Consider the following 12,839-nt stretch of genomic DNA (forward strand, 5'->3'; position numbering starts at 1 on the left):
CGCATAGTTCACCAAATTACAGCAACGTGATTAAAATGGTGTGTTTCTGAATTCGCGTGGCGTAACTCCAACATTATTATGAAAATTGACCAAAAAATTTGATTCGGTAGAAAACCCGCATTCAGCAGCAATTTCCTTAATCTGAAGGTTTGTTTTTTTAAGCAGCATTTTTGCATGGTTTAACCGAATTTTCATTACATACTCATAGGGGGAATAGCCTGTATCCTTTTTAAAGGTTCTGGCAAAATGGAAAGGGCTAATATTCACGTTAGAGGCAATAACTTTGAGATTAAGCTTTTCTTTAAAATTTGTCTCTATAAAGGCCATAGCTTCCAGAACCGGATCAAATTCATCAGTTTTTTGTAAAATGAAATCATTAGAAAGCATAAGCAATTCTACAAGCATCCTCTGGATATAACATGATATTAAAGGCTCGGAAAGGGGACTGCATTTTCTTGCATTTTCCCAAATAATATTCATATACTTGGGGATTATTGGACAATTGCTCATAGGGATGACGCATCCGAAACGATCATAAATCAGGTCAAACAGTTCCCTGCTGGTGTTACCGTCATAATGGAGCCATAATGTCATCCATCCGGTATTCGTAGAATATCGATGGGGTTCATAACAGTTGATAATCACTAAATCATTTTCTTTGGCAGTATAGGTTTTGTCATTATAACATATCGTTCCCTGACCTTTTGCTATGTACATAAGAAGGTAGCTGTTGTATTTGTCCCTTTCAACATAGTAATTGTGATCACAGAAGAATTTACCGGTACACATTAAATGAAAGAAAAGGGATTTTGCCAGGTTGCTGGGAGTGAAAAAGTAATATTCGGATTCTTCAAGTACCCCTCTTTCCTTAACCTTCATACTGAACCTCCTTGGGCTAATACTAATAGCAAGATTTCGAAATACCATAGCAACTTTAGGGAATGAAAGGGCTGTAAAATCAGTATATACTATGAATTGAGATCCAGCAAGATTAGAACATTGCTTTTGCCGGTGCCAAAAGGCTCCGAATAATGTGAAAAGAGGGGCTGAAATTATGTAATTATCCTTTGTGATATAAATTCAGGCAGATGAAGTATGAAACGAATAAGACATAGAATTCTCTATTTGTTTTTTTATCTTAATGCAAGTTGAGACAGCTTAAGATACTCTGCTCGATGTACACTCCAAAGTAAAGGCAGGAAAGAACATGTTGATTGTCGGCGAGCTTATTAATACTAGTCGAAAAGCTATCAATGATTCAGTGGATGCTGGTGACGCACAGTATATTAAGAAAATAGCCATCGAACAAGTTGAAGCCGGTGCGGATTATTTGGATGTGAATTGTGGGACCAAGGTCTTTCAAGAAAAGGAAACGATGGAATGGCTCATCAACACAATTCAGGGGGCGGTTCAAGCCCCCTTATGCATAGATAGCCCTAATCCTGAGGTTTTGGAAGCCGGCTTGGCGCTATGTAAGTACGGACAGCCCATGATCAACTCGATTACTGATGAGAAGGAACGTTTTCAAAAAATTAGTCCACTGTTATCCAAATATAAAGCTAAAATCGTTGCACTCTGCATGGACGATGCGGGGGTTCCGGAAACAGCTGATGACCGCCTGAGAGTACTTAAAAGCCTGTATGCCAATCTAAGGGCAATCGGAGTTCCAGATCATGACATGTATTTTGATCCGCTTGTCAAGCCGGTAAGTAGTATTGAGACAGCCGGAATTGAGGTTCTCGATACTATTAAAGCTATAAAAGAAGAATATCCGGATGTGCACTTTATGTGCGGGTTGAGTAATGTATCCTATGGACTACCAAACCGAAAAATATTGAACCGCATATTCATGACTCAAACTATGACATTGGGCATGGACGGTTATATTTTAAATCCTACTGACAGGGGAATGATGGGAACAATTTTTGCTACCCAAGCCTTAATGGGACAAGATTCATATTGTATGAACTACTTGACAGCACATAGGACAGGTTTATACGAGGAACAGCAGAAAAGCAAATTATAAGAGTATGGTTATAAGCTGTAATAAATAAATTACTTTTTAAATTAATGGAGGGAGTAAAAAACTATGAACCATCGTGAAAGGGTATTGGCGGTTTTGCACAAGAAAGTACCGGATCGCGTACCAATGGATCTGTGTAACTCTGCAAACTTTATTAATGACCCAGCCTATTTTGCCTTGAAAAAGTATTTCAATATTAAAGGTGATATTGAGCAGTTTCGCAAGAATTTTACAGCAAACTATTATGACGAGCGTGTGCTGCAAGCCTTGGACATTGATTTTCGCCACGTTGGGCTTAAACCCCCTGAGGGTTACCAAAATAAAACCTTTCCCGATGGGACTTTCTCCGATGAATGGGGTGTAGTCTATAAATTATTGGGAAATGAAAGAGCTATCGTAAAGTATCCTTTAAAGGGTGCGGATGAGAGTGACCTTGATAAGTATCCCTGGCTTGATCCATTTGCCTCGGGGCGTACTGAGGGCGTGGCTGAACGAGCTCGTGACTTATATCAAAATACGGATTATGCAGTTGCCGCACATGCTGCGCATAATTATGGTTTTTTTGATACTGCTTGGATTTTAAGGGGATTTGATGATTTTCTGGTTGACCTCATGATTAATAAGCGGTTTGCCAGGCATCTCTTAGGAAAAATTCTTGATCTGTTTTTGGGATTACATGAGGTGTATCTAAACGCAGCCGGTCCTTATCTTCATACGATAACATTTTGTGAAGACTATGGTATGCAGAATGCACCATTTATTTCCCCCGCATTATATAAAGAAATGTTACAACCGTTTCATAAAGAGCTTTTTGCCTTTATTAAAAAGAAGGCACCTCAGAGTAAAATAATATTTCATAGTTGTGGGGCTGTTTATCCTCTAATCCCTTTGTTTATCGAAGCGGGTATCGATATTCTAAACCCCATCCAGCATACGGCGAAGGGAATGGACCCGCTTAAAATTAAGAAGGAATTTGGTTCGGAAGTCATATTTCACGGCGGCGTAGATATTCAGCATGCTCTATTTGGAACAGTTGAAGATGTTCAAAAAGAAGTTAAACAAGTCATTGATAAATTAGGGGAGAACGGTGGTTACATCGTAGCCCCTGCCAATGTCATTCAGGGGGAAACTCCGCCCGAAAACATCGCAAGCCTATATAGGACAGCAGCAGAATATGGCACATATGGTCGGATGATAGGCCGGGGTTAGGGGCTTAAAAAGAGGGGAGTAGAGGAAATGCCAATCCTTAATCAAATTAAAGAAGCACTGATGAGCGGCGATGCCAATGAAGTTCGGAAACGAACCACTAAAGCACTTGAAGAAGGTTTAGATCCAGTTGTGATTATCAATGACGGATTTATAACGGCTATGAATATTATCGGAGTTAAGTTTAGAAACAATGAGGTTTATGTCCCCGAAGTATTGATTGCCGCCAGAGCCATGCATACTGGAATGGATACAGTTAAACCCTATTTGACTGGCGCTGCCCTTCAAGAAAAAGGGACTATATTAATTGGTACAGTAAAAGGTGACCTTCACGATATTGGGAAAAACCTGGTTAGTATAATGTTGCAGAGTGGCGGTTTTAGAGTCATAGATTTGGGAATTGATATCTCGGTAGAAAAGTTTGTTGAGGCAGTTGAAGAATACAAGCCGGATGTGGTGGCAATTTCTGCCTTATTGACCTCGACAATAACCTATATGAAGAACATTATTGAAGGGTTGGCGGATTATCGCGGTCAGCTAAAAATAATAGTTGGCGGGGCCCCGGTTACTCAGGATTTCGCTGACCAGATTGGTGCCGACGCTTATGCTCCGGATGCCGCATCCGCGGTAGAAAAGGTTCGTAAACTTCTCGAGGTCGCCTAAAATAAGTTTTTATGCTTAGCGGGCAAAGACCTTTTCCAGAGGAGTTTAGAGCATCCAGTTGTAAAGTTCCATCAATGATATTGAAAGTTGATGGGACTTTATAACTGGATGCTGTTTGTTATAGAAGGATAAATTCGGGAAGACAGAAAAGTGTATTCTAACGGGGAACGCAGGTGCTCATTAAATAACTTATATGATATAATACCATTATGTCGGCTCAATCGCCGTATAATCAGTTTTACTTTGAAATTCAATTATAAAACATATGAGGTCGGTGGGTGTTATGTTTGAACCAGTTAAATTCTATGGTAACCTATCCGAGGGCGTTGTGAATCAAATTATGCAGGTAATTAAAAAGGGGGAGCTTAAACCAGGGGATAAATTGCCTCCTGAACGTGAAATGTGCACCATGTTTTCTGTGAGTCGGACAGTGATTCGGGACGCTCTAAAAATGCTGGTCGGTTTAGGTGTTGTTACGATTCGGCATGGTATGGGGGCTTATATTAATGAAGTGGATGAAGCAGAAGATGTCTCCCGGTTAGCTTCCCTGCTTCAAATCTCCCGTGGGACTGTAGAAGAGCTGTTTCAGGTTCGGGAGGTATTAGAAAGCCAAGCAGTAGTTTGGTGTACCCAGAACGCTAATGAGCAAGATCTTCAGCAACTTGAGAATATTATTCGCAAAGGAAAAGAATTAGGGGATACGGGTGAGTCCAAACTCGCTTTACTGGATGCCGAATTCCATTTGAAAATCGTGGAAGCGGCAGGTAACAAAGTCTTAATGAGATTAATGATTAACCTGTTAGATCTGCTTGGTGAAAATAGAACCAGAACTCTAATGGTTCCAGGACGGCCGCGTTTATCCGTTATGGATCATGCTTCAATTGTTGAAGCGATTAAACAAAGAGATCCGGAATTAGCGCGTCAGAGAATGTTGAGTCATTTAGCGGATGTCAGAGAAGCGATTCGATCAGTGGCCCAGGTGCCTGAGGAATGGGAGTAGATTAAACGATATTTAACAATAGGATTTACTTATCCGATCGGTTTGGTGGGAAAAGTAAATCTTTTTCTGTTTAACAGATTGACAAAAGTGAAAAAAGGGATTAATATGTAATCACAAAAGTGGTAACACCACATACCACATACAACATACCACCTATGCATCGCTAAAATTCAGACTAGAACGATGCGTGAGAGGTGGAAGCAATTCCACGAATCTTTTGAAACCCTAGAAGGCCAAATTTAAAACGAGGAGGAGCAATCATGAGCAGCCACAAGTTTTTGGTACATGCCGATGGTGATAGTGTCGGCGTAGCAGTAGAGGACTTCAAGGCGGGAGAAACTGTCGTTGGTATTATTATGGACCCTGATCATGAAATCACAGTGAAGTCCAACCACGATATCCCTCTGGGACACAAAATAGCGCTTAAAGATGCCAAGACCGGCGAATTTATTATCAAATACGGTGAAAAGATCGGCAAAGCAACAAGGGACATCAAAGTTGGGGACTGGGTGCATACACATAATCTAAAGAGCGCGAGGTGGTAAAAATGGATACAAAGATTTATGGTTATCGCCGGGAAAACGGCAGCGTCGGGATTCGTAATTTGGTTTTGATTATTCCGGTTGACGATTTGTCCAATTCTTCTGTACTTAAAGTAGAAAACGCGATCAAAGGAACGTTGGCTCTTCCGCATCCTTACGGACGGCTACAGTTCGGCGAAGACCTGGATTTGCACTTCCGCACTTTGATCGGCACCGGGTGTAATCCGAATGTGGCGGCTGTCATCGTCATAGGTATTGAGCCCAACTGGGCAAAAAAGATTGCCGACGGTATCGCCGAAACCGGTAAACCGGTGGCATATTTTGGGATTGAAGGAAACGGTGAACTGAAGACGGTAGAGATGGCCTCCAGGAAAGCACAAGAGTTTGTCCAATATGCCACCTCCTTGCAAAAAGCAGAAGCTGACCTTTCTGAACTGACGATAAGCTTTAAATGTGGCGAATCGGATACAACGTCCGGCTTAGCCGGTAACCCGACCGCCGGGGTAGTCGGTGATCGCTTGGTAAAAATGGGCGGTACTGTAATCTTCGGTGAAACTTCCGAAATTACCGGTGGTGAACATATTCTAGCCAGACATTTTGCTACCAAAGAGCTGGGGGATGAGTTTTTACGAGTCCATGCCAACTATCTGAAAAACATTGAAAATAGCGGCGCTGATTTGCTTGGTTCCCAACCGACACAAGGCAATATTGCCGGTGGTCTGACTACTATCGAAGAAAAGGCTCTGGGTAACATTTCTAAAGCGGGTACAAGCCCCATTCAAAGTGTTTTAGGTTTGGCGTATCCTCCCAAAGGGAAAGGCCTGCACTATATGGATTCCTCTTCAGCGGCAGCTGAATTTATAACCCTTATGGGAGCAGCCGGTGCGGCACTGCACCTGTTTATCACCGGGCAGGGGAACATCGTGGGTAATCCTGTAGTTCCAACGGTCAAGATCTCCGCCAACCCAAATACATGTAAGTATATGGCTGAACATATCGATGTTGATATCAGCGGTGTGCTGACACGGGAATTAAATCTCCAAACAGCTGCAGATAAAGTCATGGAGTGTATGGTCCAGACAGCCCGTGGCAGATTTACCGATGCTGAGGCTTTAGGGCATCACGAATTCGTCCTGACTCGCCTCTATCCGAGTGCGTAAGCAATTTTCTTAAAGTGAGGTTTATTTATCCTGAGCGGATTGAATGCTCACTGCTTGAGTCTTTGGGGTTTAAGATTTAATGGAGTAAGTATTAAATCTTAAACCCTTTTCTAATTTTTATTACAGCCTAAAATGGCGAAACAAGTCTCTAAATAACGATTGCAAAAGGTTATAATGATAAAAACTAACAAAATTAAGCTTCACTGCACGGCATTTATACATACATCTAGCGACAGGCATGTATATAAAAAATTTGGGGAGGAGCTAATAATTATGGAAACAGAGATCAAAGAGTCGCTATTTATCGCTGGAGAATGGAAAGAGGCAATAAATAAGGAAAGCAAAGGTGTCGTTAACCCTGCAACCGGCCAAGTTTTCTGCGAAATTGGATACGGCGGAGTTGATGACGCTTTATCCGCCGTAGATGCCGCTGAGCGTGCTTTTGCGGCATGGTCTTCAACCTCTGTACGTGAAAGGGCCGATAGTTTAAATCGGACAGCAGACCTTTTGCGGCAAAGAGCAGATCACATCGGCCGAATTCTGGCTGCTGAATCAGGAAAACCCTTTCCCCAAGCAGTTGGTGAAGTGAGGTTTTCTGCGGAATATTTCCAATGGTTTGCGGAAGAAGTGCGAAGACCTTATGGGCAATATATTCCGAGTGATGCGGTTAACAAGCGGCATAGTGTTTATACACAGCCGGCTGGAGTCGCGCTGTGTCTTTCCCCCTGGAATTTCCCGGTCTCTATTCAGGCGCGAAAGTTAGCTCCTGCTTTAGCCGCAGGCTGCACCGTTGTAGCCAGAGGTTCAGAAGTAGCTCCGTTAAGTGTCATAGAGCTGTTTAAATGTTTGCAGGCTGCCGGTATTCCGAAAGGAGTTGCCAATTTAATTCAAGGGCCGGCCGCTGTTACAACAGCCGCGATGATGAAACATCCTGCGGTACGTGTCGTTAGTTTTACAGGATCTACTCCTGTGGGACGCAGTTTAATGCACCAAGCGGCAGAGGGGATAATACGTTTAGCTTTGGAATTAGGTGGAAATGCTCCCTTTATTGTCTTTGATGATGCGGATATTGAGAAAGCTGTTGAGGGTGCAATGATTGCGAAATTCAGGAATAACGGGCAATCCTGCATAGGAGCCAATCGTTTTTATGTTCATGAAAAGGTATACGATAAATTTACAGCTCTTTTTGCTAATAAGATCTCGCAGATGAAGATCGGCAATCCAACGGAGGAAATGAACCTTGATCTCGGGCCGATGATAGATTTAAAGAGTAAACATAGAATTGAGAAATTAATCAATGAAGCAGAAGCACTGGGAGCAAGGTCCATAGCGCCTAAAGCTGAAGTGCCTGCTGAAGGTTATTATGTTTCTCCGGTTATTATGGAAAATGTACCGGAAAGAGCGGCACTCGCATGTGAAGAATTGTTTGCGCCTGTTGCCCCGATATTCAAGTTTGCAGATGAAAAGGAAGTTATTGAAAAGGGAAATAGTTCGGATATGGGACTTGCGGCTTATGTATATACCAATGATTTATCCCGGTCTATCCGTGTTACAGAATCTCTCAAGTTCGGCATTGTTGGGCTTAATAATGCCTTGCCATCAGTGGCCTATGCGCCGATGGGCGGGGTAAAACAAAGCGGCATAGGCCGGGAGGGCGCGAGAACAGGGCTTGAAGAATTTATGGATTTCAAGTATGTGGCAACGGAAATTTAAAGACTTTAAATACTCGGATTGAGTCTTGGGGGGTTAAAGATTTAATTGAATAATTATTAAAATCTTTAACCCCGTTCACTCTGCCAATACTCTTAAAAAACAAATAAAATATATACCGAACCACAGGGTTTTTAGAAGGGAGAAAAATATGCAAATTAAGGTTCCTTATGGACGGGAGAATCAGTATTGTAATGTACCGGAATCGGTACAATGCATGTATGGAACACTACGTCAGGTTGAACCTGAGCTGGACCCTTCACTACAGATTCGTTTCGCCCTAAAAGATTTGATCGGAGATATAAAGCAAGATAAATTAGTAAAGGCTCGAAAAATTGCAATTGCTGTCAGTGATATTACACGTCCGGTACCCAGTCGATTGATTTTAGAAGAACTTGTCCTTTGGCTAAATCATTTGGGTATAACTGAAGACCGGATAATTGTTCTTGTAGGTGGAGGATTACACCGTCCGGCGACACCTAAAGATTTAAAGTATATATTAGGGGAAAACATCTTAGACCGGATTAAAAATGTCGTTCTTCACGATGCGGAAGATGAGGGAATGTCAGTATTTCTAGGAACTTCTGCTCAGGGAACTCCCGTATACGTTAATAAATATTTTGTCCAGGCTGATTACCGTATTGTAACTGGGATGATTGATGCTCATCAGTTTATGGGTTTTACAGCCGGAGTCAAAGGAGCGGTTATTGGTTTAGGCGGACGTCCTACTATCACAGGAAATCATGCTCGGCTATTTAGCCCTGGGGCAGAATTAGGCCGCTTAGAGGATAATCCGGCTCGTCTGGACTTAGAAGATATCGGGAAAATAATAGGCATTGATATGATTGTCAATGTTGTTCTTAACGATAAGAAACAGGTGGTAAAAGCAGTTGCCGGACACCCGTTGGAGGCCTACCGTCAAGGGGTGGAATTTGCTAAGGGAGTTTTTGGGGTTCCTATGACTCCCGCCGAAATAGTGATTGCTTCGCCGGGTGGATATCCCAAGGATATCAATGTTTACCAAGCTCAAAAGGCATTAACACCTGCTTCCCAGATTGTTAAAGAAGGCGGCACTATTATTTTAGTTGCCCAATGCATAGAAGGGACAGGGGAAAAACGTTTTGAACAAGAAATGTCGTTGTATAAGACCCCTGGCGAAGTGATGGAATCATTTGTATCCAAAGAGTTTGTCATCGGTCCTCATAAAGCTTACCTTTGGTCTAGGACTTTAGTAAAAGCAAGGACAATTATTGTTTCAGACCAAATTTCCTCCGCATTGGCTAAAACTCTGATGATCGAAGTGACGTCCTCATTGCAGGAAGCATTGGATCTGGCTTTGCCCGATTATACCTCTCCGAAGGTAGCCGTTTTGGCTTATGCATCTTCGATGATACCTATCATTAATACTCCTTTGTAAAAGATTAAGGTCGGTGGAGATTATGTTTGAGCCTGTTAAGCTTTATGGCAACCTATCCGAAGGCATTGAAAATCAGATTATGCAGGCAATTAACAATGGCAAACTTAAACCGGGTGATAAGTTGCCTCCTGAACGCGAAATGTGCACCATGTTTTCTGTGAGCCGGACAGTGATCCGGGACGCTCTAAAAATGTTGGTCGGTTTAGGTGTCGTTACGATCCGGCATGGTATGGGGGCTTATATTAATGAGGTGGATGAAAAAGAAGATGTCTCTCGGCTGGCTTCCCTGCTCCAAATCTCAAGAGGGACCGTGGAAGAGCTCTATCAGGTCCGGGAGGTTCTGGAAAGCCAGGCGGTGATTTGGTGTACTCAGAACGCAACGGAGCAGGATCTTCAGCAACTCGAGCACATTGTTTGCAAAGGAAAAGAATTAGGGGATGCGGGTGAGTCAAAACTCGCGTTACTTGATGCTGAATTTCACTTAAAGATTGTGGAGGCAGCGGGTAATCTTGTCCTCATGAGACTGATGCTCAATATGTTGGATCTGCTCGGCGAAAATAGATCCCGAACTCTGATGGTTCCGGGGCGACAGCGTTTATCCGTTCTGGATCATGCTTCCATTGTTGACGCAATCAAGCAAAGAGATCCGGAATTAGCCCATCAAAGAATGCTGAGTCATTTAGCGAATGTTAGAGAAGCTATTCAATCTGTGGCTCAGGTTGGGGAGGAATGGGATTAACATAGGCAAGTAAGGCTGCTGTATTAACGAATTAAATTATTCGCGGCAGTCCCTTTTCATTTCTATGGTCATCCTCCGTTTTTGACTGTCTATGGCGGCTTCAATAATCCGGATAATATTGCCGGCTTCTTCCGGGTCGACCATTTGTTCAGCGCCGTTGACAATAACATCATAAATGTTTTGATAGAAAGCCAGGTAGTTCCCGGGAATCGTCTCGATTTTCCCAACAAAATGTAAACCGTTCAGATCAGCATTCAGGGTTCCCCATGTTTCCGGGCTCTCCATACCCCAGGCGGGACTGGCTCCAGGGGTTGCTCCTTGCTTAAGAGCCTCTTCTTGAGGGTCTAGGCCAAACTTGATAAATGAGCCTTGGGTACCATGCAGGGTATAGCGCGGCCCGGGCTCTCTGACTAATAACCCTCCTTTGAGGGTAACCTTTAAGTGATCGTAGCCCATAATTAGTTCAAAACTATCCTCTATTGCACTATGTTCTCTCTGAATTCTAATGTCAGCAGTAATGGTCTCAGGTAATCCGAATAAAACCAATGCCTGGTCAATCAAATGTGATCCTAAGTCATAAAGGATACCAGAACCCGGCCCCTCTTTTTCTTTCCAGGTTGAGGGCCGGATATAGTTAACAAAGCGATCATAATGAGCTTCATACTCCACTATTTTTCCCAGAAAATCCGCTTCCGCAACGCGCTTAACGGTAAGGAAATCGCCATCCCATCTCCTGTTCTGGTAAACGCTTAAGACATTTTGTTTCTGTTTTGCCAGCTTAATTAGTTCCTGGGTTTCGTTAAAGGTCACGGCAAAAGGTTTGTCGACAATCACGTGTTTCCCGGCTAAAATAGCCTGACGGGCTAAGTCAAAATGAGTAGCGTTGGGAGTCGCCACAATCACTAGATCAATAGCCGGATCAGCCAGAACATCTTCGACATAAGGGACTGACATAACCCCCGGGTATCGGCTGCTCGCCTTATTACCGTGACGCTCAACAACCTTTGTTAGCCGCAGGCCCGGAACGGCAGTAATCGACGGAGCGTGAAATACCTGACCTGCCACTCCGTAGCCAATCAATCCTACGTTTAACACTCTATGTTCCAAGTTTATTCCCCTCCGGTTTAAATTTAGAATTTATGAAACTTGTAGTTAAAAAAGATAGGGAACCAAACTAACTACAAGGACGAAAGCTTCCTCGCAACGATTTCTATAGCTATATCTCTTTGCAAAGCCGCTATTTTCATTACGCCTTGCCTTCGGACCCGCATAAGCCGATTTTATGTGCAACAACTTGTCCTACAGCTTCACGTACCTTGAGGACGACTTTCCAGGGTTCTTGTTCCGTAATCAATGTTTCTGCCATGGACCTGGCCCAAGCGGCTTTTAATTCTGTGCCAATATTAACTTTGGCGATACCTTTCCTGATGGCCTCGCGGATCATGTCAGCAGGAATTCCTGAACCGCCATGAAGAACTAATGGTACCTTCACAAGTGTGCCAATTTTCTCAATCAGGGAAAAATTGATTTTCGGCGGAAATTTATATAAACCGTGGGCGGTACCTACAGCAGGAGCAAATGTATCGATGCCGCTTTCGGTTACCAGCTTGAGAGCCCCTGAAGGGTCGGCCAGGGCCCTGGCGGGATTGCCGGTTTCCTGTGAATCTTCAATTCCCCCGATATGTCCTAATTCAGCCTCGGTCGTAGCCCCATAGATACGAGCCAACTCGACTGTTTTCCTGGCATGGGCAATATTTTCGTTTAAGGGTAGTGCGGAAGCATCAATCATCACGGAAGTAAAACCATGTTCCAGAGCCCACTGAATCCACTCTAAGCTGTTGCTGTGATCCAGGTGTAGGGCCACGGGTATTTTAGCGGCCTTAGCGACTCCTCGAGCCATAGCTGCTGCGGCAACATCTCCGATTTTATCCAGATAGGTTGGCGTGATTTGGAGAATTACCGGAGAACGACGTTTTTCAGCAGTTTCGATAATAGCCTGCAATATCTCTAAGTTGTGAAAATTAAAGGCTGGGACAGCGTATTGTCCTTGTTTAGCTTTGTTGAGTATCTGAATAGATGGTTCTAGCATGGAATTACCCCCTAACTAGTATGAATTATGAGAATTCCTTAAAAATTCCCTCTTGACAAGAGAATACTACCATACTAAAATTACCTTGTAAATATGCAATATTGCAATATTTAAAAACAAACAATATTGCAATATTGCGAGCGATACCATCTTCTTTTACCTTTACTTAGAGTGAAAATTTCCTGCGTTCACATGAGCATTTGTATCTCATTTCCTTCCTTGACGATAAACTTTATTTGATATAATCTAATTATAAATGTGTAATATTGCAATATTGTTGGGTAAGGGAG

The 12,839-nt window shown here is 42.9% G+C and carries 12 protein-coding genes; 9 read left to right on the forward strand and 3 right to left on the reverse strand.

What is annotated here, in order from left to right:
* Positions 1 to 30 precede the first annotated feature (30 nt).
* On the reverse strand, positions 31 to 879 hold the full coding sequence (locus tag REC12_RS16815; protein WP_308896465.1) for a helix-turn-helix domain-containing protein: 849 nt from the start codon (positions 877 to 879) through the stop codon (positions 31 to 33).
* 328 nt (positions 880 to 1,207) lie between these two features.
* Here REC12_RS16815 and REC12_RS16820 point away from each other — a divergent pair, with 328 nt between their 5' ends.
* The 9 genes from REC12_RS16820 (at position 1,208) to REC12_RS16860 (ending at position 10,460) form a co-directional block, all read left to right on the forward strand.
* Positions 1,208 to 2,026, forward strand: a complete 819-nt coding sequence (locus tag REC12_RS16820) for a methyltetrahydrofolate cobalamin methyltransferase (protein ID WP_308896467.1) — start codon at positions 1,208 to 1,210, stop codon at positions 2,024 to 2,026.
* Positions 2,027 to 2,089: 63 nt separating this feature from the next.
* The gene (locus tag REC12_RS16825; protein WP_308896468.1) at positions 2,090 to 3,232 is read left to right on the forward strand and encodes a uroporphyrinogen decarboxylase family protein; all 1,143 of its coding nucleotides are present in this window, start codon (positions 2,090 to 2,092) and stop codon (positions 3,230 to 3,232) included.
* 27 nt (positions 3,233 to 3,259) lie between these two features.
* A complete protein-coding gene (locus REC12_RS16830) occupies positions 3,260 to 3,892 on the forward strand; it encodes a cobalamin B12-binding domain-containing protein (protein ID WP_308896470.1) in 633 nt (210 codons plus the stop codon).
* 283 nt (positions 3,893 to 4,175) lie between these two features.
* Positions 4,176 to 4,892: a FadR/GntR family transcriptional regulator gene (locus tag REC12_RS16835; RefSeq protein WP_308896472.1), complete on the forward strand. Its 717-nt coding sequence runs from the start codon at positions 4,176 to 4,178 to the stop codon at positions 4,890 to 4,892.
* Positions 4,893 to 5,152: 260 nt separating this feature from the next.
* Positions 5,153 to 5,437 (forward strand): UxaA family hydrolase, encoded by a 285-nt coding sequence (locus REC12_RS16840; protein WP_308896474.1) that lies wholly within the window; start codon positions 5,153 to 5,155, stop codon positions 5,435 to 5,437.
* A gap of 2 nt (positions 5,438 to 5,439) precedes the next feature.
* Positions 5,440 to 6,594 (forward strand): UxaA family hydrolase, encoded by a 1,155-nt coding sequence (locus REC12_RS16845; protein ID WP_308896476.1) that lies wholly within the window; start codon positions 5,440 to 5,442, stop codon positions 6,592 to 6,594.
* 273 nt (positions 6,595 to 6,867) lie between these two features.
* A complete protein-coding gene (locus REC12_RS16850) occupies positions 6,868 to 8,307 on the forward strand; it encodes an NAD-dependent succinate-semialdehyde dehydrogenase (protein ID WP_308896477.1) in 1,440 nt (479 codons plus the stop codon).
* 148 nt (positions 8,308 to 8,455) lie between these two features.
* Positions 8,456 to 9,721, forward strand: a complete 1,266-nt coding sequence (gene larAH5, locus REC12_RS16855) for a nickel-dependent malate racemase, LarAH5 family (RefSeq protein WP_308896478.1) — start codon at positions 8,456 to 8,458, stop codon at positions 9,719 to 9,721.
* Between the two features lie 22 nt (positions 9,722 to 9,743).
* A complete protein-coding gene (locus REC12_RS16860) occupies positions 9,744 to 10,460 on the forward strand; it encodes a FadR/GntR family transcriptional regulator (RefSeq protein WP_308896480.1) in 717 nt (238 codons plus the stop codon).
* A 36-nt stretch (positions 10,461 to 10,496) separates the two neighbouring features.
* On the opposite strand, the gene REC12_RS16865 is transcribed toward REC12_RS16860, so the two are convergent.
* The gene (locus REC12_RS16865; RefSeq protein ID WP_308896481.1) at positions 10,497 to 11,567 is read right to left on the reverse strand and encodes an oxidoreductase; all 1,071 of its coding nucleotides are present in this window, start codon (positions 11,565 to 11,567) and stop codon (positions 10,497 to 10,499) included.
* Between the two features lie 139 nt (positions 11,568 to 11,706).
* Positions 11,707 to 12,549, reverse strand: a complete 843-nt coding sequence (locus REC12_RS16870) for a class II fructose-bisphosphate aldolase (protein ID WP_308896483.1) — start codon at positions 12,547 to 12,549, stop codon at positions 11,707 to 11,709.
* Positions 12,550 to 12,839: the final 290 nt, after the last annotated feature.

It is taken from the genome of Candidatus Desulfosporosinus nitrosoreducens (assembly GCF_030954495.1).
Classification (GTDB): Bacteria; Bacillota; Desulfitobacteriia; order Desulfitobacteriales; family Desulfitobacteriaceae; genus Desulfosporosinus; species Desulfosporosinus nitrosoreducens.